General features: G+C 34.9%; 17 protein-coding genes and 1 pseudogene. 1 reads left to right on the top strand and 17 read right to left on the bottom strand.

The genetic code is table 11. The annotated features are described in order from the left end of the window. Window positions 1-711, top strand: a pseudogene (locus tag MT391_RS11585) (IS4 family transposase); the annotation flags it as partial. 121 nt (window positions 712-832) lie between these two features. Here MT391_RS11585 and MT391_RS11590 read toward each other — a convergent pair. The 17 genes from MT391_RS11590 to MT391_RS11670 all read right to left on the bottom strand — a co-directional run bounded on the left by MT391_RS11590 (window position 833) and on the right by MT391_RS11670 (window position 21,005). Further along, window positions 833-2,053, bottom strand: a complete 1,221-nt coding sequence (locus MT391_RS11590; protein ID WP_499498125.1) for a glycosyltransferase family 4 protein — start codon at window positions 2,051-2,053, stop codon at window positions 833-835. Then, window positions 2,053-3,678 (bottom strand): heparinase II/III family protein, encoded by a 1,626-nt coding sequence (locus tag MT391_RS11595; protein ID WP_499498127.1) that lies wholly within the window; start codon window positions 3,676-3,678, stop codon window positions 2,053-2,055. The genes MT391_RS11590 and MT391_RS11595 overlap by 1 nt, the downstream gene beginning before the upstream one ends. 43 nt (window positions 3,679-3,721) lie before the next feature. Beyond that, complete coding sequence (locus tag MT391_RS11600) at window positions 3,722-5,842, bottom strand: bi-domain-containing oxidoreductase (protein WP_499498129.1); 2,121 nt, start codon at window positions 5,840-5,842, stop codon at window positions 3,722-3,724. A gap of 95 nt (window positions 5,843-5,937) precedes the next feature. Beyond that, entirely contained in the window at window positions 5,938-6,921 is a 984-nt protein-coding gene (locus tag MT391_RS11605) for a glycosyltransferase (protein ID WP_499498131.1), read from the bottom strand. Continuing rightward, complete coding sequence (locus MT391_RS11610; protein WP_499498133.1) at window positions 6,908-7,996, bottom strand: glycosyltransferase; 1,089 nt, start codon at window positions 7,994-7,996, stop codon at window positions 6,908-6,910. The genes MT391_RS11605 and MT391_RS11610 overlap by 14 nt, the downstream gene beginning before the upstream one ends. A gap of 4 nt (window positions 7,997-8,000) precedes the next feature. Next, on the bottom strand, window positions 8,001-9,116 hold the full coding sequence (locus MT391_RS11615) for an O-antigen ligase family protein (protein ID WP_499498135.1): 1,116 nt from the start codon (window positions 9,114-9,116) through the stop codon (window positions 8,001-8,003). Between the two features lie 2 nt (window positions 9,117-9,118). After that, window positions 9,119-10,036, bottom strand: coding sequence for a glycosyltransferase family 2 protein (locus MT391_RS11620; protein WP_499498136.1), 918 nt, complete (start codon window positions 10,034-10,036; stop codon window positions 9,119-9,121). Further along, window positions 10,021-10,998 (bottom strand): glycosyltransferase family 2 protein, encoded by a 978-nt coding sequence (locus MT391_RS11625; RefSeq protein ID WP_499498138.1) that lies wholly within the window; start codon window positions 10,996-10,998, stop codon window positions 10,021-10,023. The genes MT391_RS11620 and MT391_RS11625 overlap by 16 nt, the downstream gene beginning before the upstream one ends. Window positions 10,999-11,045: 47 nt before the next feature. Further along, on the bottom strand, window positions 11,046-12,344 hold the full coding sequence (locus MT391_RS11630) for an oligosaccharide flippase family protein (RefSeq protein WP_499498140.1): 1,299 nt from the start codon (window positions 12,342-12,344) through the stop codon (window positions 11,046-11,048). Continuing rightward, window positions 12,337-13,119, bottom strand: a complete 783-nt coding sequence (locus tag MT391_RS11635; RefSeq protein ID WP_499498142.1) for a glycosyltransferase — start codon at window positions 13,117-13,119, stop codon at window positions 12,337-12,339. Before MT391_RS11635 ends, MT391_RS11630 begins: the two co-directional genes overlap by 8 nt. Then, a complete protein-coding gene (locus MT391_RS11640) occupies window positions 13,112-13,255 on the bottom strand; it encodes a hypothetical protein (protein WP_499498144.1) in 144 nt (47 codons plus the stop codon). The genes MT391_RS11635 and MT391_RS11640 overlap by 8 nt, the downstream gene beginning before the upstream one ends. A gap of 2 nt (window positions 13,256-13,257) precedes the next feature. Continuing rightward, a complete protein-coding gene (wecC, locus tag MT391_RS11645; RefSeq protein ID WP_499498147.1) occupies window positions 13,258-14,520 on the bottom strand; it encodes a UDP-N-acetyl-D-mannosamine dehydrogenase in 1,263 nt (420 codons plus the stop codon). Between the two features lie 20 nt (window positions 14,521-14,540). Next, on the bottom strand, window positions 14,541-15,665 hold the full coding sequence (gene wecB / locus MT391_RS11650; RefSeq protein WP_499498149.1) for a non-hydrolyzing UDP-N-acetylglucosamine 2-epimerase: 1,125 nt from the start codon (window positions 15,663-15,665) through the stop codon (window positions 14,541-14,543). Between the two features lie 575 nt (window positions 15,666-16,240). Continuing rightward, entirely contained in the window at window positions 16,241-16,756 is a 516-nt protein-coding gene (gene rfaH / locus MT391_RS11655; RefSeq protein ID WP_499498151.1) for a transcription/translation regulatory transformer protein RfaH, read from the bottom strand. Between the two features lie 38 nt (window positions 16,757-16,794). After that, window positions 16,795-19,014: a polysaccharide biosynthesis tyrosine autokinase gene (locus MT391_RS11660; RefSeq protein ID WP_499498153.1), complete on the bottom strand. Its 2,220-nt coding sequence runs from the start codon at window positions 19,012-19,014 to the stop codon at window positions 16,795-16,797. 104 nt (window positions 19,015-19,118) lie between these two features. Next, window positions 19,119-19,550, bottom strand: a complete 432-nt coding sequence (locus MT391_RS11665) for an arsenate reductase/protein-tyrosine-phosphatase family protein (protein ID WP_499498154.1) — start codon at window positions 19,548-19,550, stop codon at window positions 19,119-19,121. A 153-nt stretch (window positions 19,551-19,703) separates the two neighbouring features. Then, window positions 19,704-21,005: a polysaccharide export protein gene (locus MT391_RS11670; RefSeq protein ID WP_499498155.1), complete on the bottom strand. Its 1,302-nt coding sequence runs from the start codon at window positions 21,003-21,005 to the stop codon at window positions 19,704-19,706. Between the last annotated feature and the right edge of the window lie 853 nt (window positions 21,006-21,858).

Here is a 21,858-nt window from a genome sequence, read left to right on the forward strand (position 1 = left end):
TAGTGCTTTTGACAGCGTAGCAGAAAGTGAAATGAATCTAGCGGGCGGTTTAGTTGATAGCATCCCAGATAACAGCCTTACGCTCTTTGATAAAGGGTTTTATTCATTAGGTTTATTGCATGATTGGCAGAAAAAAGGAAAACACACTCACTGGTTACTACCGTTAAAGAAAGGGACTCAATTTGAGCTGGTTAGAAGCTTAGGTCGCCAAGATAAACTGATACGCATTGCAACGACTCCTCAAGCGAGAAAAAAGCGACCGCACTTACCTTCGTATATCGATGCGAGGTTGGTGACCCGAAATATCAAAGGAAAAGAAGTAAAAATACTGTCCTCAATGACAGATAATATGGCTTACCCTAGCGCAGAAATTGTTGATTTATATACGCATCGTTGGGAAATTGAATTAGGTTATCGCGAGATGAAGCAGCATATGCTTGAAAGCCGTTTTACATTACGTAGCAAGCTACCTGAATTAATTCATCAAGTGTTATGGGGTGTTTTACTTGCTTATAATTTAATTCGTTACAAAATGATACTGATGCCGATATATGCACCAGGAAACGTCCCGAAAATAGTGATTGATATAGAAAAGATGCCGCACAATTTAAGCTGGAGGGAAAGATAGAACGAAGTTATCCTAGGTGTTTAAAAGCCTCTAAGAATCGATATCCGGTTGCGAAAAGTAAATATGCAGCTCCCCTTAAGTGAACGGCATTAGGCCGAAGCCTGTTTTTTATTACCGAAATACCTATTACTATTATCCCTAAATCAACTAATAACTACCAAACAGGTTCATAAATAACAACTTAGATATTAAGAAAGTTTACTATTACATAACTTTATTAAATATTTTTAATATTTTTTTTGCCATTAGATCGCGACTAAATTGACTAGCTGCAGCTATACTACTCAGTCTCAATTCATCATAAAGCGCTGGATCATTTTTAAGCTTCAGTATACCTTCTGCTATCCGATCTACATTTTCAGACTCAACCGTTAAACCCGAATTTGTTTCTTGGATAATTGCAGTCGCTTCACCTTGTGGTACGCTCATTAAGGTGGGGATTCCCATGCCCATACATTCAAATATCTTTGAAGGAATAACCGTTTTAAATAACTCACTGTCTTTTAATGGTACTAATGAGATATCACATAAGCTCCACAAACGAGGCATCATCTCTTTTGGTTGACGTTCAATTAATACTACATTCGTCAGCTTTTTCTCTGCCACTAAGTCGACCACCTTACGCCTTGCTGCCCCACCGCCTGCAAAAACAATACGAATATCATCATGATCTTTTAACTGCTCGGCAACGCTCACAATATTTTCTAAACCATGTGCCATGCCATGAGTGCCTATATAGCCTGCCACAAACTTATTTTCTAAGTTATATTGCTTAGCTAATTCACAGTCTTTTTCTGCTACAGGTTCATATTTAGTTAAATCAACACCATTTAAAACCACATCAATTTTATCGCCATTCACACCACGTTCAATGAGTTCTTTCTTAAATGAATGTGTTACTGAAATAATAGAATTCGCTTTTTTATATAAAAATAGCTCTATTTTTTCCAACATGCGAATTGCAAAGCTATCTTTCATCGCTCCTACAGCGGTGATCGAAGCTGGCCAAATATCACGCAGTTCAAACACAAAAGGTTTTCTTTTAAATACAGACAGTAACCAACCAGAGCATGCACAAAAAAACTGCGGCGATGTGGCAACAATCACATCAGGTTTCTTTTGAAATAATCCAGCAATAAAAGCTGTCACCATAAACGACATATAATCTAAAATACGTTTAACAAAGCCTTCATTGGCAGTGATAAAGGTTTTTACTCGAATAACATTAATACCGTCTAATTCATGCTTCTGATACCAGCTATTTTTATAACCATCAAACACTTTTCCTTCTGGAAAATTTGGAGCACAAGTTATCACTGTTACTTTGTGACCAGCTTCAACCCAACGGATTGCATGCTCGTAAGTGCGTGTTGCAGGCGCATTCCCCTCAGGCGGGAAGTTATCGGTTAGAAAAAGGATATGCATTATTTCACTCTTTTTATATTAAAGAACACTTCAGCTTGTTTGAACTTTAAAACAAACTTCTTATTTGCAATTGAAAGCCCAAACTCAGGGTGCCAAGTTGAATCACTTATCAATAAGTCAGCGCCTATTTTCTCTATTTCAAATTGCGTTCCATCAGGAAGGATTAAGCTAACATCATTACTGTTTTGCTTAATAACAATATCAGGATGAAGGTGGTAAATAGCTTTCGCTGAAGAAAATTCGCCTGATAGATTATCGACTATTAAAAAAGTGTCATTTTTCATTGTCCAATTACGAGTGTGTGTTACTTTACCCGACAAACGCAAATAGCCATTATGTGAACACTCAACACTCACCATATCAGCACTTTCCTGAATAATAGGTTTTGTTGGGTAAGCGCGTCTCGCAACTCGAAACCCACTCCAGACCTCAGATGAATCTTCTTCATCAACCACAACGGTATTATGAGCTTCTGTTTTACGCTGTCTTAATCGCTCATCACCTAGGCCATAAACTGACGTCCCACTATTCACAAAAATACGCTGTGTACCATAATTCCATTCAAATGAAAGTGTATCTGCGTGAGCATGACCAGGAATATAATCAGGGCCGATTCTAGCAACGTCTAAGATTGCGCTTTGTTCATTAATAGCTAACTTAATATAACCAGAGTCTCTTAGATAAGTGACCTTTTCAGGCACCTTTGATAAAGGCTCCAATAATAGCTTATTAGCATATTGATTAATTCTTTTGGCTGTTGGGGCAATACCTATTGCTGAATCATTGAAGAGTGCAACTTCACCACTGGCATGGGTCATTGTCGCCATCCAATTCAGCATACGAATTGAAATTTCTTTCCATCCGTTAACACGTGATTGCAATGCAGGATGTTGGTATGTATTGCTCAGATTAATCAAATCCAACATATCAGCCAAAATAGTATTGTGATACATAGGCGAGAGCTCGAAATTCGCGCCATCGTCTAATATTTGCTCTGCTAATTCCTTATCTAAAATAGACAAGCCTTTATTTAGCCAACGCGTCGCATCTTTACCATCAAAATAAACACCAGCAAATACTAACGCTTTTGCATTCGCAAATAGGTGATTACCCAATAAATGGTATTCTAAATCTTGTTCAAGCACCGCAGCTTGTTGCCATAAGCTTTCTTGCCAAGTAAGCTCAGCTGAATTACCAGACAAAAACCATTTCACCCAATTTACAATACGTAAAGACTGAGGGTAAGGCTCCCAGCCATTTCCTAATAACGGTGGGTTCTCTTCAATCCACTTATTAATAATTATACGGTGCATAACTACACGTTGCTTTGAATCAATCGCATTAAAATCGTCAAAATAGTGCAAGTTATACAGCCATAGTTTTTCTTGTTGAGTATCATTCCAGTTAGAAATATCACCTTCATGATTCAAGAAACAAAACGTTTCACCTACAACATGTGAGCTTTTTAATAAGCCAGCAACTACCCATTCAGCCTTAGGCTGGGTTATTAAAAGCTCAGGACAATTTTTTACCTTAGCTTTGATGATCTTTCGCTGAATACGATTAATTAATTGAGTTGGTTTTAGATGCTTAAGGGTGTGATATAAATTGTGCAATTTTTTCATAAAAAAAAGGGAGGTTAAACCTCCCTACCTTTATTGGTTTAGATTATTTTCTCAGACTTTCCGCCACTTGGCATGAAATGCGAGCGACTTCGATAATTTCATCGAAACTGATTGGCGAAGCTTGCCCTTGCTTAATGCTCTGAACAAAAGCTTTGGAGCAATCTTTTTGACCTTTATCTTGACTCGATAATTTCATTTTAGAGAACCCCTTCCAGCCAAAACCGATTAACTTTCTAAAGTTATCGAGTTGTAATACCGCATCATTCGCAAACACTTCAATACGTTCTTTCGGAAACGCTTTACCACCATTAGCAAAATAGTGAATAGTACCTATTGATCCATCTTCAAATGACAAGGTAATGCTTGCTTTGTCTTCACGAACAGCAATGCCCGGTGCATCGCCTAAACACATCGCATTAAAGCCAGTAATTTTAGACCCCGCTAAGTGGCGCATTAAGTCGATGTAATGACAGGCTTCACCAATAATTCGACCACCACCCACAGCAATGTCTTGTGTCCAATGTTCAGCAGGAATATCCCCCGCGTTCATGGTCATAATAAAGGTTTTAGGCCCCTTCGCTGAAGCCAATAACTGTTTCATTTTTACCACATGAGGCGCAAAACGACGGTTGTAACCTACCATCACTTTAGGTTTAGTTGCACTTTCATTGTAAGCGGCTTCAATCTCATCGATTTCAGACTCAACTAATGCTAATGGCTTTTCAACAAACACATGTTTTTCATTCTTTAAAGCAGCAATTGTTTGTTGAGCATGTAAATTATGTTGTGTGGCAATCACAACTGTATTAATTGCGCTATCTGTTATCACTTGCTCAAAGTCAGTAGACGCTTTAACAAAACCTTGCTTATCACCATGATGAACAGCACTTACGCCACCACTCGTTACAACAGTATCAAGCGAAGCCCCCGCATCTTTAAATGCAGGCATCAATACGCGAGAAGCATAGTTTCCCGCGCCCACAAAGGCACAAACAGCATCACTGGCTTTGTAACTAACTTCTGCAGATAGCTTAACAGTACGATCCGTTAATTCAACTTTGTTATTATTCGGGTAATCTAAAACAATCCCTAAAGATGATTTATCATCCAAGCATTTGTAAGCATCAAGCGCATCATCTATTGAAAAACGATGCGTGATAAGAGGTTTAATATCAATAGCCCCCGTTGCCATCATATCTAAAACGGCTTCAAAATTACGTTGCTCAGTCCAACGGACAAAACCAACCGGATAATCGTTACCCTTATCTTCATACTCAGTATCATAACGACCAGGGCCGTACGAACAAGAAACTTGGAAAGTTAGCTCTTTAGCGAAAAAATCAGCACGTGATATCTCTTGACCAATAACCCCAACTAAAACAATACGGCCTCGCTGACGACACATAGTGGCAGCTTGACTTAATGGTTCACTGCTTTTTGTAGAAGCAGTAATTATGACGGCATCAACACCACGACCACGAGAGAAAGCTTCAGCGACTTTAATCGGATCTTCACCTTTTGAAAGGTCCACCGTTTCAGCACCCAGCTTTCTGGCTAATTCACATTTAGTAGAATCAAAATCCAGTCCTAAAACGCGGCAACCATTAGCGCGTAATAGCTGTACTGTGATTAAACCAATTAGACCTAAACCAGTAACAATAACACATTCACCCAGTGTCGGGTTAATTAAGCGCACACCTTGCAAACCAATTGCGCCTAATACTGTAAAAGCAGCGGTCTCATCATCAACATTATCAGGTACCTTGGCACATAAATTTTTAGGCACACGAACAACTTCAGCATGATTACCATTCGAGACAACACGGGTGCCAACGTCATAACCTGTGCCACCGTTATTAATAACCGTACCCACATTACAGTAACCTAATGGCAAGGGTTGATCTAACTTAGACTTAACCGCTTCAATCGTCGGCATTAAACCATCTGTTTTAATTTTACCTAATACCATTTTTACTTTATCAGGTTGCTGACGCGCTTTATCGATAAAATTCGCTTTGCCAAAATCAATTAACATACGTTCAGTACCTGCTGAAACGAGTGTTTTAGAGGTGGAGATTAAAAGGTTGTTGTTTTTAACTTGTGGGCAAGGAACTTCGACAAGTGAGGTTTCACCGTTTGATATATTTTGTAGTACTTGTTTCATAAAATTCCTATAACTATAAAAAGTGTAATTAATTTTTAGACTTTGAAAATATAAATGAGAAAACTGTATTTTTGACTGATACAAAAGATTGGGTTTTAATCTGCCAACGAATCCCATTCAGCATTCATATATTCAGAACTTTCATTTTCTAAATTTTGAGCAAGTGAAAAATCATCACTTTCAAAATCAACCACCATGACATTGTGCAATGTGTCAAATTTCTTTTTAAGTTCAATGACGTAATTATAATTTCCAACGAAAACAGGTTTATTAAAACTAGAAAACTCAAAAATAGGAAGACCTACAGTTTCAACTTTAGAAGGGAAAAGCATTGCATCACAATTTTTATAAATATAAAAAAGATCATTTTTGGATTGTTTACCAATAAAATGAAATGCTTTATGAGAATATTCTTCGTTATGATCTGCAGTTATAATAACCTTAATACCTTTCGAAAAGAAATAATCACCTCTTTTATAAATAGCTTCAAAATTCTTATGTTCAGAAAAAATATCATAAAAAGGAACAATAAATGATTTACCTTGGTTCACTAAGCATGCCAAATCTCGATTATAATAATCGCTGTCAACATCCTGGAAATCTATACCAGGCCAAGAAACTAATACCCTAGATAAAGGTATGTTAAATTTTTTAGATAATTTTGCTTTCACAAAGCTTGTTTGAACCACAAATTTACTTTTAGTTTGCAATCTAATTAGAGCTGAATATATAAAAGATTTTAATTCAAATGTAGTAAATACTTTAAATTGATGAAAGTATGTAATGCGTTTACAACAATTAATCAAAAGATTAACATTCGAAAAAGATATTATTTTTTGAGCTTTATATTTATACCAGTACCAAAGAATAAACAATGAAGAAAAAAGAATTGCATTTAAACCAGAATGGTCTTTTTCAAGGTAGTGAATATTATTAGGTAAATTTAACTCCCCTATCCAACTTGGGCCTAGCACCAAATAAGTTCTTTGGGAATCATTTTCGATTAAATATCTTAAATATGAGCTTGCTATAGTTCGAGCTCCGCCTTCTCTAGCAGAACACATGTTAATAATGATCATCGACTTCCACACTTTTTATCAATTTTAAAGCACCAACAACAGGGGACAATGTTTTCTCTGCAATATCCATTATATTCATTCGATCTATATCCCGGCAATATAACAATGCAGTATTAAAATGATTAAAATCTTGGACTTCCAAAACCACTCCAAATTTATTTTGTTCATAAATAATACCGCTAGAACCTGTTTTGGGTGTACAAATAACAGGAACCCCATGTAAAAGAGACTCATTAACTACAGCACCCCAACCTTCGTCACCATCATTCAGCAAACACAGAACTGTAGCTTTTTGGAATACTTTTTCTATTTGTTTATGATTAATAATCCCATGGAAATTTATCATTTTTGAAAGGTTATTTTTCTCTACATAATCTCTGAGAGGGAGAAGAAGAGGCCCGCCACCATAAATATTAATTTCATTAGTTCTTTCATCTAAGTATTGACCGTATTCTAATAGCCTCTTCAGGCCTTTGCCTTCAACAAGTCGTCCTAAGAAGATAATATTATTTTTTTTCTCATTTTCAGAAGAAATAGTTATGCTTTTTTTGTAATCTAATGGACTAGGCGCCGTGAAGTACATAAATTTTATTAATTTATCTCTTTTAAAGCCAATCATTCTAAACCAATCATATCCTTTATTACCAATTGTAAATATTCCTGCAATATATACCTGATATTTATACCTATAATAAATATTTTTTAGCAACCTAAGAGGTAGAAGAAGAGCAGAAGAAGTATTCCCCCCTTCAGAATAAAGGTAAATCGATAATTTTTTCTCACGCACCCGAGACATAATATATCTAGTGTTGGAGCAAATACAAAATCCACTAATAACAAATTTAGCATTACTTTCAAGTAACTTGTTTATAGCTTTTCTATTAGGAGCAATAATAATATTTATATTTTCATTAATACCTTGAGCGGACCAGCCAGAGTTTTTTTCTCTTACTTCACTTGTTTCAAAAGCAACGAGAGTTACATCATTACCTTGCTTATAAATTTCATTTAAAAGTGGTAATTGGTGGATACTGATGATTGGTTGAAAAAAGATAAAATGTTTACGCTTTTTCATGATGTTAACCCTCTTTATCTAGGTATCTTATTGAACCAATCAATAAATAAAAATATATCGATATTGGATTTCCAATACCGATGAGGTAGGCTTCGGATAATGAAAGTATGCAAATCAGTGTAAAGATAGTTTTTGTAAGTGCATCCCGAATAGTAAAAAAGACCATGCTTAGAAGAGATATAAACGCTAACGTACCAAAAAGCCCGGAGGAAGGAAGTAAACTGAAATAAGTACTTTCGGCTAAATTCACAAAATAACCAAGATTATCATCACCTAAGCCTATGCCAATCCAAGGGGAATAATAAAAAGTATTTAATTGTGCAGTAAAAAGATCTAACCTATTGTCTAAAGACAATTCTCTAATAGTGATTTCAGGCTGACTTAAGTAGTAAAAAAATAAAAAAATAGACAAAATGACGATTAGATATAATACATTTTTTAGATCAGATAAATATTTATAAAGAATCAACATATATATAAAAACTATTAAACAACCATATATAGCAGATCTACTCTGAGTCAAGTAAACTATATAAATCATCACACAAGCCAACGCTCCGTATTTTATTTTTTTCAGAAAAAATGTTTGATTCATTAGGAAAACAAAACCAATAGCAGATAATGCACCAAGCATATTTGCATTATCTAATAACCCAATTAATCTTCCTCCTGATAAATAAGTTACCCCTAACAAAGTACTCAAGAGACTCAATATGGATATATAACAACAAAAAACTCCAAAATAGTAAGAAACTGATTTTAATGAAATTGAAGTTAAGTTTGATTCAGTAAAAAAAAAACCTAAATATACTATGTAAAGCATTAATATACTTTTTAGTATCGTACCAAATGGATCAGGACTAATGAAGATTGCAGAAGTAAATTGAAAAATGATAAATATAAAAAATGGGATTAATAATCTCGTAATACGAACCTTCGCGATCTTACTGATAGACACAACTAGAATAGGCAAGCTAACTATTAACATTACCCATTTTATTTTTTCAAAAATAGCAACCAGAGGGAGTGCTTTATTTGAAAGTGCGAATGTAAAAGCCGTAAATAAAGTGAAGTAGACCAAAAGAACTAACCAATGTTTTCTTATTTCTAATAGAGGCATAATTATTGCTTACTCAGTATTTTTTTCCATATTGAATAGTTCCCAAAATGAGGTCTCAAATCGTTATTAGAGTAAATTTTTAATGTATCATTTTTTTTCTTTTTGTAAGAACATCGACCTGAAATTGCCCCTTTAAGAAAACTATTACAAATAATAATAAAACCATTTGTATATGAAAGATTCTTATTAAATTTAAGATTATAAAGGTGAGTAATTAAATAATATAAAGAAAGTTTAATCGCTCTTAACATCGGAAAGTGTTTATAAATAACTCGTATATAATTAAAAATCCATTTTGACCTTCTATCAACACCTTCATTGCCGTCTCGGATTTTACAATAATGCTTAACTTCGGTATTCTCTAAAAGCAACACTTCGTAACCGGCATCCCTACAACGTATAGAGTAATCTAACTCTTCGCCCCCAAACGTACATTTTTCATCCAGAAATCCAACTTCATCAATCACTTTCCTACTAATTACGTGTCCAGCGCCATGAAAATTAGAAATAGAATTTGGTGCAATTAAGTCCTCAGAAAAGCTACGTTCTGTAGCCATATTTTTAACGTTGAGAGCTAATATACCGAAGTTATGCTTTGATGAAAATGATTTTACTTTCTTAACTGTATCTATGGTGATTAAAGAATCATCATCTAGTACAAATATTAGCTCACCTTTTGAAAGTGAAAGCCCTAAATTCCTGCCTTTTGCAACACCTAAATTAGAGTCACTAAGCACTATATTTACATGCTGGTTTACACTATATTTCTTAAGTAGTGTTCTAGTATTATCTGTTGATAAATTATCAACAACAATAACTTCATAATTAAGGCGAAGCTCCTGCCCTATATTAACGACAGTATCTATAGATTTATCTATAATATCATCTCTATTGAAACTTAAAATCACGAAAGTAAACATTTCAAACCCACCAACACTTTAATCAATCTACGAGTTAATTTATAAAATACGCCAAAAACAACTGCAAAAGACGATGAAAATAAACTCAATTTAATTATGCGATACCTGAAAGATCCTAGCTTCTCTTTATTTATATCTAAGTAACATTTAGATATATCCCTTCTCACTAAATCTAAACATTTATTTTGGAAAGGAGAATTTGACTTGATAAGAGAATATAAATATTGGAGCTTATGAAACCCAATCTCTTGAGGAAACTTGGGCTCACTATCAGATACAATTTTTAGTACCATATTAAAGGATTTATAACTATCCTCAAACTTACTATAATTAGTGCTAGCAGTTACACTCTCATTATGCCGTCTATACTTATGCACTATTTTATCAATCACGAATACGGAATTACTTTTCATAAAAGCGGATGCATTTAATACATAGTCTTCGCCAACTTTTATATCATCAACAAATTTTAGTTGTTTTATTAGCTCGCTACGATACAAGTTTGGCCACAAGGTATAAGGTAGTTCACCATCCATATAGTTTTTAATAGGGTTTACTAATAACCCTTTTTTAAAGTTCGTAGATATTTCCCTACAATCTCCAAAAGAAAGAGATTGTCCAATAACAATATCTATATTTGCATTTGATTTTAGTGGTTCATATAGAAATTCGATACCATATTTATCAATGAGGTCATCTGCATCAACAAATAAAACCCAAGAACCCGTAGATTTTTTTAAACCTATATTACGTGCGGCATTTGCGCCAAGATTAACAGAGTTAATAAGCTTAATCTTATCATTATAGCGTTTCAGTATTTCCAACGTACTATCATTACTACCATCATTAATAATAATTATTTCGACACGATCATATGACGACTTTAAAATGCTAATAATGCAAGATTCGATATATTTCTCACCATTATATACAGGGATTATTACTGAAATTAAATCATTCATATTAAAAGATCTTAAATTGTTTATTTGCGTAAATAAATGAGGTAACGTTAAATGAAATTTTCATTAGACCTCGTCCTATTAGTCGATAATTTAATATGATTATTAAAAACTCTAAGTTGATAAAATAAAGCTATCATATGTAAAATAATTACAAGTTCAAATATATAACTCATCATCCCCAAAGAAACGCAGAGTATTATAGAGAGTGGGACAGAAGCATTCATAAACAACGTAATCCAAAAAAATGGTTCATCTTTAAATACTCTTAAATACGTCGCCATTATCTCTACAACAAGTATCATTAATCTAAAGAAAAAAAGTAGAGAAAATAGGTATGGGTCAACAAGCCTAGCAATAATTTCATTCCCTTGGAAGTACCATATAATTACCCCTAGAAAAGTCACCGCCAATAGATAAATCACGATAGAAATCTTCGATAACTTTATAAACTGTTCGTAAGAATCTACAACTTTACCTTGTGATATTAAGTTTCCGAAGTGTGCTCTTTTAGTTCGAACAAAAGAAGCGGATGCACCTGATATAGCAGCCAAGATTGCAAGCGAAATTGCAATTTTTCCGGCAAATTCAGGACTTTCATACTTAAAATAAAATATGGTAAAACTATTCCAGTAGAAATAACCAGTTATCCATACAACTGATAGCTTTAATTGAAATTTGATGATACTTGAAAATGCGTATCTAGCTCGCCTTAAACTAGTATTAATAAATGTTTTTATTGCGTATGAATAAATATCTTTTAAAACTATAAAATTAAAAATAAGTACTACTAACTGTGCGATTACCAACGCCCATAATTCTAACTTTAATATAAATGATAAGATAAGGCTAAAGGAATAAGCTAAACCAGATAAAAACCTTAGCTTGTATACATCATCATACTGCAACATCCCTTCTTTAATACTGTAGAAAATCGAGAAGAAAACATTACCTGACAACACGAAGCAGAAAGAATACCATTGAAATTCCCACACCGTTTCTGGTATATCAGAGAAAAACCAACTGCCATAAATAAGAAGTGATATAAAAAGCAAGATAGATGTTACTAAAAAGAAAATCATTCCAAGCTTAACATAGGCATTAAACTTAGGGCCTTTTGACTTAGTTGAGGCCAAATGCTGTACAATTGCTGTATTAAAACCCATTTCAAATATGAGTTGAATACCTCCTATCGCCAAGAAGGCATAATAGATACCTTGTTGCGCAGCTGTCAATGATTTTGTCAATAATAAGATTATTAGTGGACCTGATAATGTTCTTATTATAAGGCTTAAGTTACTATACACTGCAGCTTTATTACCCCTAATAAACGACAATAAATTAAACACCTAATAACCTCTTAATATTAGTAGTTATCGCTTTCCCTCTTAAGCAATTAATCAACTTAGTTAAAACTAAAAAATTAACAATGACCTTCTTGACACCCTTAATATGTTTATACCTTAAAAAATTTAACCTGGCATCATTAGTATGCCAAGACTTACCCCACCAATGTATTGTATAAGCTTTATCTGTGATTTTTTTATAATCAAATTTTTCTAAATAGTGGTAAGGGTAGAAGTAATCACTGTTAAATATAATGATATCATCTAACTTTACTGTTTTATTTTCCAATGCAATAAAACCACAATGCAACTTTATTATTCGAGTCATTACATCTGGTAATGTAAATATATTACAATGCCATATATCAACTTCATAAAAAGAGACCAATTTTTGAATAATTTCATTATTTTTTGGTGAGTATATAACAGCACCATTAACATGTTTGCCATCTTCAAATCCAATGGTCAATATATTTATCTTTGGTTCGAATTTTTTAAGTACTTGAATATCTGTATCAAAATATATCCCACCTTCTTGGTTTAAAATATATACTCTGGCAACATCTGCGGCATATGCCCAAAGCTGTCTTTTAAGGCACTCCTTAAAGAAAATATTTTCTTTAAGGCCTTTTATTAGGTGTATATTTAATTCATTCCATTCGATTATTTCATAGTCACTATATTTTTCTCTCCATGAATTAATGCATATGTTTATTAGATCACTTTTTTCAGAGAGACCAAACCATACGTAATTTATCTTTTTATTCCCACTAGACATACAAAAAATATTCCACTTTAAAATCGAGTACATAAACAAATATCGGGGTCAGATCTTTCATTTTGCATAATACATTATCTAAAAAACCGACATAACCTAAACCAACAATTTCTATTTTTAAGTTACTAATATTCATAGCTATTTCCAAATCCCTTTAGTATCAATGACATACGAATCATTTGACTTGATTTTCTTAAATTGTTTGTGATCAACCAACATTACATGAATATCTGTTTTTGTCAGTGACTCATCAATTGATGCTAACTTGATATTTTCAATATCGATTGACTTGATATTCGGCTCTATGGCTAGAACTTGCCCAGCATGTTCAGCGGCAATTGCTTTAGCAATATCTAAGGCAGGACTTTCACGTAAATCGTCAATATCTGGTTTGAACGCTAACCCATAGCAAGCAATCGTCACGTCTTTTGCTGTTTTTGTAGGATTAGCTTGTAAAAATTCTGCTAGTGCGATTTTAACCTTTTGTATTACCCATTCAGGCTTACTGTCATTCACATTACGTGCAGTATGGATCAGTTTTGCTTTAGTTGGAGTTTTAGATACTATGAACCAGGGGTCTACAGCAATACAATGCCCACCAACACCAGGGCCGGGTTGTAAAATATTAATGCGAGGATGACGATTAGCTAGGGCAATAAGCTCCCAAACGTCAATATCTAATTTATCGCAGATAATAGACAGCTCATTTGCAAAGGCAATTTGCACATCACGGCAACTATTTTCAGTTAATTTAGCCATCTCTGCTGTACGCGCATTGGTGATGACACAATCACCTAACACAAAGTTTTTATAGAGTTCAACAGAGCGTTCAGAACATTTTTTACTAATACCACCGATAACCCTGTCGTTTTCAACTAATTCACGAACAACATGACCAGGCAATACTCGCTCAGGACAATGCGCGATATTAACATCTGCATATTCACCTGCAGTTTGAGGAAAGGTTAAATCTGTTCTTGCGGCGGCAAGCCAAGCGGCCATTTGTTCCGTAGTCCCTACCGGTGAAGTAGATTCAAGAATGACTAAATCTCCTTTTTTAAGCACTGGCGCAATAGCCTTGCTAGCTGCTTCAATATATTTCAAATCAGGCTCGGGGATTTCACCTTTATTACAAGCTTTAAAAGGCGTAGGTACAGCAATTAAAAATGCATCAGCAGGCTCTGGAATAGTTACTGCTTTTAAATAACGTTCGGTTACCGCTGCATGCACTAACATATCTAAATCTGGCTCCACAATATGGATTTCGCCACGGTTAATAGTGTCAACCGCATGTTGGTTAACATCAACACCAATTACTTTTATTTTTCGTGATGCAAACATTGCCGCTGTTGGTAGGCCTATATAACCTAGACCAATCACGGAGATGGTTTTAAATGACATTTTTAATTCGACCTTTAATATTATTTAGCTAATTCGTTTAATATTTTTAAACAAGCATTACCATCACCATAGGGGTTATGTGCAAAGCTCATTTTTTTGTAGGCATCTTGATCGGTTAGCAATTCATTCAAGTTGCTTACAATCACATCTACATCTGTACCTACTAATTTTACAGTTCCTGACTCTACAGCTTCAGGACGCTCAGTTGTATCACGCATGACTAAAACCGGTTTACCTAAAGATGGGGCCTCTTCTTGTATACCACCTGAATCCGTTAGGATAATATGCGAACGCCCCATTAGATAGATGAACGGTAAATATTGTTGAGGCTCAATTAAATGAATATTATCTATACCTGCTAAAATACGATTAACGGGCTCACGTACGTTTGGATTTAAGTGCATTGGATATAAGATTTGAGTTTCTGGGTGCGCTTTAGCAGTTATAGCAAGAGATTCACAAATTCGCTCAAACCCGCCACCAAAACTTTCACGTCGGTGACCAGTTACCAGTATCAATTTTTTAGTTTTATCTAAAAATGGAAACAAGCTCTCTAACTCAGTATTTAATGCGACATCAGTATCAATTTTATTTTTGACCATTAATAGCGCATCAATAACTGTATTACCGGTTACTGTAATTGATTCAGCATCAAAGTTTTCTTTTAATAAATTTTGTTTTGACGTTTCTGTAGGTGCAAAGTGATATTTACTTAGCGCCCCAGTTAAACGACGATTACCTTCTTCTGGCCAAGGAGAGTAGATATTACCAGTACGCAAACCAGCTTCTACATGCCCTACAGCAATTTGCTCGTAATAAGCAGCTAAGCTTGCTGCAAATGTTGTTGCGGTATCACCATGTACTAATACAACATCTGGTTTAAATTCTTCCAATATAGGCTTTAACTTTATTAAAATACGAGCAGTCACTTCGTTGAGTGTTTGGCCTGCTTTCATTAAATCTAAATCATAATCAGGTGTAATTTCAAATAATTCTAATACTTGATCTAACATTTCTCGGTGCTGTGCAGTGACACAAACTTTAGCTTCAAAACGTTCATCTTCATTTAATGCGTGAACAAGGGGAGCCATTTTAATTGCCTCCGGTCGAGTTCCAAAGACAGTTAAAATTTTCTTTTTAGACATAATATTATCCATTAACACGTTTCAACTCACACAAGTATGTGAATTATTCCAACTTTACATCTCAACTCTTAATTTTGTACTGAGACACTTTTTATTTGTTTTGAGACATTCAGTTTAAGCAAAACCCTATACAGCCTAGATTTAACACCTTTTATCAAAAAGGCCCCAATAGGTCCTGAAAAAGGCCCTTTTAAGCTCTTAATTTGTCTTTTAAAAGGGTCTTTTTCCTTTTAAATAAAATATAGGCACGCTACCGCCACTAAAGTGCATAGCTCTAGTGGTCCAAAGACGAAATATTGTAAAAAATGTATAACAAAATAATTGGCGTTATTCATTTTCTTTTGTAACGCTATATATCTTCAACACAACCTTAATAAATGCAGTTATGTTTGCTTCTTTTTAAATAATGCTTCAAACACGCAGAAATCACTAAAACACATAAAATTAGTAATCTTAACGTCAAAATTTGAAATATTATAAACGAAAAATGTGACAAAAAACACTTTTCAAGGAAATGATTATCATTTTAATCAAACTGTTCTATGTACATTTCGAAGCGGTCTTAATAAATAGACTTACTTGCCTGATTTTTGAACATGCTCATTGGCAACATTAACAGAAACCGTGTTATTCAACATTTTCAATAATAGTACAGAGCGAAGCAAACCATCTTGATGTTGATATATCGCTTCAAGTCCCGAGAAGGGTCCTTCTGTGATTGTTACTTTTTCATCAGGCTGCATTATTACTGTTTTATTTAGCGCAATATCATGGTTAATCAAGTCTTTTTTCAGTTTTAAAATGAGTAGCTCATCAATCACCGCAAGCTTCGCTCCAAAGCGAACGAAGTTTGCAACGCCAGGCGTTGAACGAATACTATTAAAGTTAGCATCTACTTGGTTGGCTTTAATAAAAAGATAACTAGGAAACAGCGTCTCCACTTTTATGACACGCCGGCCACTTTTTGTTTTAGTCAATTCAACGGTTGGTAAAAAAACCTCATAACCTTGATCTTGTAAATTATTTGAAGCTCTCTGTTCATTTTTAGGTTTAGTGGTTAATACATACCAAAAGAACTTATTTACAAACATAATCACTACTTTTTAATAACGTAAAGCTCATCAAAGTACTAAGCTTTGTCGCTTTTATAAGCGTAATTATAGTAACCATAACCATAGGTACTGCTAGCTTTTTTCTCAACGGCGTTGAGGATGAAGCCTTTCACTTCTATTCCGGCCATATCAAAACGATGCAATGCCACTTCTACTTCTTTGGCTGTACTTTGGTCAAAGCGACCTACCATCAAGGTTGTGCCCGCTAATGCACCGACAATACTTGGATCTGTTACTGCTAACACAGGAGGTGTATCAATTAAGACTAAATCATATTGCTCCGAGGCAAATTTGATGAAGTCACTAAAACGAGGATGCATTAATAACTCTGACGGATTCGGTGGTACTTGTCCACGCGTTAGGATATCTAGGTTATCAATATCGGTTTTTTTGATCACCTCATTAATTTGAAGTTTACCCGACAGCATTTCTGACAAACCATTCTCTAATGTCAGTCCAAAATGACGTTGCAAATAACCTTTACGCATATCTGCATCAACTACTAATACCTTCTGCCCTGTTTTAGCGACTACTGCTGCAAAATTAGCGGATACAAATGATTTACCGATACTAGGAGCAGGACCTGAAATCATCACTACGTTATTCTTTGCTTCCATCATGGCAAAGTGCAGGCTAGTACGTAGACCGCGTAATGCTTCAATAGAGAGATCTGCAGGATTTGCTTCTGCTAATAAAATATTTTGCGTATTGTGGCCTTGTTTTCGATGCTGCTTATTGCCTTTACGTAATTTAGCTAATTTACTGTCTAATTTTTCCTGCCACACAGATTTAGGAATACTTGCATAAACAGGTAAACCTAACGCTTCTACTTCCTCAGGGCTTTCAATCCCTTTATGGAAGGCTGCTTTTAACAGTACAAATGCAACGCTTAGCATGCCACCTAATAACGTTGCTAATACAGCAATTAAAGGTTTCTTAGGTTTGATCGCGATATCAAATACTTGTGCTTCATCTAATATGCGTACATTACCGACAGTGCCTGCTTTTAATACACTTAATTCTTGTACTTTATTCAATAACTGAATATAGATTTGTTGGTTTACTTCTACATCACGCGTCATACGTAATACTTCACGCTGTGTTTTTGGTAGTTTTTGAATACTGCTGTCCAAGGTGTCTTTTTTAAGTAACAGCGTTTTACGCTTGTCTAACAGTGAAATGTAGGCAGGATGATCTTTGGTGAAACGTTGACTAATATCTGCTTCTTTAAACGTAAGATCATTTAATTGCTTCTCTAGTTCGACCATCACTTTTAATGTTGATGCAGCTTCTAGGTTTAAATCAATCGATTCATTTTTTTGGCGAAAATCATTTAATACATCTTCAGCCGAGTTCAATTCTTTTTTGATAGTTGGAAGATGCTGTTTTAGAAACACTAAGCTTTTTTCGGCTTCAGCAGAGTTACGCTCAACATTTTGTAAAAAATAATTTTGGCTAATATTATTTAAGATTTTGCCAATTAATAACTTATCTTCACCTTCAAATGATAATGATAAAATACCCGTTTGTTTACCACGCTCACTTACTGCCAAGCTTCCTTGTAACCATTGAATACTCTTTAGTTTACTGCGCTTACTTAAACTAAATCGAGTACCTTCAGCAGCACTTAACGCTTGTACAAACAAACGATAACCGCCTTTTTCAAGTGACTCCCCTGCTTTGCCATTTGCAATTTGATTGCCTTCGTCATCAAACAAAGAAAATAAACCTTGTTCTGCATCATTAACCACTAATTCAATAGCGACTTCTGCTAAGTAATCCGGCACATCAAAACGGCTGATGGTGATATTAGCTTGTTCACCAGATAATCTCGCCAACCCTTTACCAATGATAGGTGTGTAGATAGGTGCAGCTTGGATAGTTAAATTGAGTTCATCAACGGTTTTTCCTAAAATCATGCGTGATTTAATGATTTCAACTTCGGTTGTGGCCGATGATTCACTGGAGAACAGATCGCCCATATCCCCAACCATTGCAGACATGCCAGAACTTTTGGTTTCAACTTGTAACAGTGCATCGGCTTTGTAAATTGGCGTCGCTAATAATGCATAAGCAACACCACCGATAGCAAACAAAGCAGTAACAAAAATGATCAGCCATTTACGATCTAATAACAGCCCTAACAGTTTACCAAGGTCGATCACGTCTGCATCGGATTGTTGGTTTTTGCTCTCAGCTTTTTGAGAGTTACTTCTTTGGTTTATCGTGTTGGTCATAATTTTTCTTATTATCTGCTTTAATTAGTACCCGTGAAGGTAACTATGAAAATAGTAACTAAACATAAGTAATGCTTACTTAGTAATGGGTTGCTTAAAGCACATTAACCAAGCTTTTTAGCCCAAGACATCGCACCCTCTTCAATCATTTTAAAAGCATGTTCAAATGCTTCTTTACTCTGACGATAAGGATCTGGAATATCCTCTTGCCCAGCCCAACGGCTTAATAACATTGTTTTACCACGCGCTTCAGGTGCAATATTGGTTACAGCCTCTACATGGCCTTGTTCCATCACTAATATCAAGTCGTACTCGTGACATAAATCTGCGGTTAATTGCTGAGCTTGATGGCCCTCAAGGCTAACACCGTGCTCTAATGCAACTTGACTTGCTAGTGCATCGGCAGGTTTACCGACTAAAGCGCCAACACCTGCAGAAGCCACTTTTTTATTTTTTAATAAATTTTTAAGTAGAAACTCGCCAGTAGGTGAACGACAAATATTCCCTACACATACAACCAAAATTTTATCAAACATGCTTGGTTTTCTTCCCTATTACTACTGTTTTTTATCGTCAAACACTTCACTTTTGAAGCTAATATTTATTGCTAACTCTTTACTAACTAAAACAATGATAACTCTTTATTAATCCATTATCAGATGCTTAGTACACGGTAAAGAAGTTAGCCATTACCAGTTACGAACGCGTAACATACCTTCTGTTAATTCATTAAATGCTGAAATCGTCGGAACTAACTGTTTAATTACACGATTGTAACGCTCAATTGGTGCAGCGGTAACATAAACAACGTCGTAAGGTTGTAGTTTAAAGTCTGTACCAATCACTAATGCAGCTGCATCAGTAATATTTAGTTGGTAAATATTTGCCACTAAACGCTCTGGACGGCCGCTTTCATTGGTACTGACTTGGCTAACGTTAATTTGAGCAGAATTTGTTTCAGCCACAGTATTTGTTGACTTCACTTGTTGTTGCTCGATTTTTTCATTAAACGCATCTCTACGTTGTTTTAAGAACGCTTCATTATTAGTATCACGCTCGGCACTACGTACAACAAAAATACCCGTTGCATCTGCTGATAGTTCATTGATACCACCTACACTGCTTAACGCTTCAGTTAATGTCATGCCGTCACGGTCAATTTTCAACATTTCAGGACTTTTCACATCCCCTAATACAAATACTTTTTGCGCATCATTACGGGGCACATGGATAATGTCACCTTTAGCAATAAGGCGATTTTGTGTCAAATCTCCTTTTTGCATCAACTTATATAATGAGATAACTTCTGACTGACCGTTTCTAGTTAAGTTCACATTACGCCAATCAGCGGTTGTAGTTAATCCACCGGCAAGGTTAATTGCATCTAGCAACGTTAAAGGTATGTTAGTGATAGGTTGTTTACCAGGGTTAGTAATTTCACCGGTCACATAAGCCTGTTGCGAACGGAAAGCTGCGATATTCACATCTACTTGTGGTGTTTCAATGTATTTGGCCAAACGTTTTGCAATATACCAACGAATTTGAACAACCGTCTTACCAGCTACCGGAATAAATCCGATGTAAGGGTAAAAAATACGTCCATCAGCGTGAACCCAATGTCCAGCCTCTTCGGCACTTCGGTATGAACCAGCAGGGATGGTTAATTCAGGGTGATCCCAAACGGTAATATTTAAAATGTCGCCAACACCAACTGTATATTCATAATCTGCGATTTGTTCGTCTAATACGTTATTTACTTTACTAACGTTAATACCTTGGTCGCTACTTTTAGCATAAGCAGTCACAAACGAAGAGGTCAATGGGTAAACGTTAATTTGCTCCACGGGCATTTTTTGTTTTTGTTCATCACTTAAATTGGATTCATCAAATGTGTTTTTATCACTTAATGAAAGGGAAGAACCAGGGATCGTGCATCCAGAGAGAAGCAATACAAGGCAAATAGATAATGTACTTTTAGGTGTATAAAACATGATTTATATTACTCTCAGTGATTGAATAGGAATGTGAATATCGCCATAACTTGTTCAATGAGAGCTTGGTTGGGCACAACGTTTTTTTCACTTTGTTACCATTCCCTGTATCCATTCACTGTCACCATCCTATGGTGCTGCTATGGTTTAACGCTCATTGCCCGTTGTATCACGAAACATTTACATTTTAATTTTTAGTTTATTGTTTTGTCTTTTACTATTTTTTATAGTGCCACTTTTGTTGCATTGACCGCAACTCATTGGCAATTCAGACATAATGTATTGGTACTTAGCTAAAATGCCAATACATTATGTAATAAATAGTCAAAATTAATACCTAAAACTATGACTTACAGATTAAACTTGCTGTTTTTCTTTAGCTTATTATGTTTCGTAACTAGCTATATTTATTCAAATTTTAGTTATATATCAAGATAACGTTTAACTAAATTATTAGTCTGGTAAATATATTTATGCGCAGGATACCGAAGCAGGTGGATTGATGCAAGTATCCATACTTTATTTACATCTATTATTAAGTTTTTCTGTGTCATTTCTTTATTCATATTTTTGCAGATAAAACTTAGCAAATTTAATTCTTAGATTTAAACTTGAATCCATCAAATAATAAAAGAGAGATCAATTAAACAACTAATGTAATTAAACTTAGACCTAGTTAGGTTTAGGTCAGGTCAGGTCAGGTCAGGTTCAAAGAATAAGTGCACAATTGTATTGGGCGAAACTAGTTAGATTGAGCGCCTATCTTTAGGTTGTTGTAAAACCTACTCCCGTCTTACTAGGTGTAGCTGAAAAAAAGTCCGATATAGTGCCATTATTATTTGAATCTAAATAA

Origin of the sequence: Vibrio sp. 1-Bac 57 (assembly GCF_037546855.1) — a bacterium.
Lineage (GTDB): Bacteria > Pseudomonadota > Gammaproteobacteria > Enterobacterales > Psychromonadaceae > Psychromonas.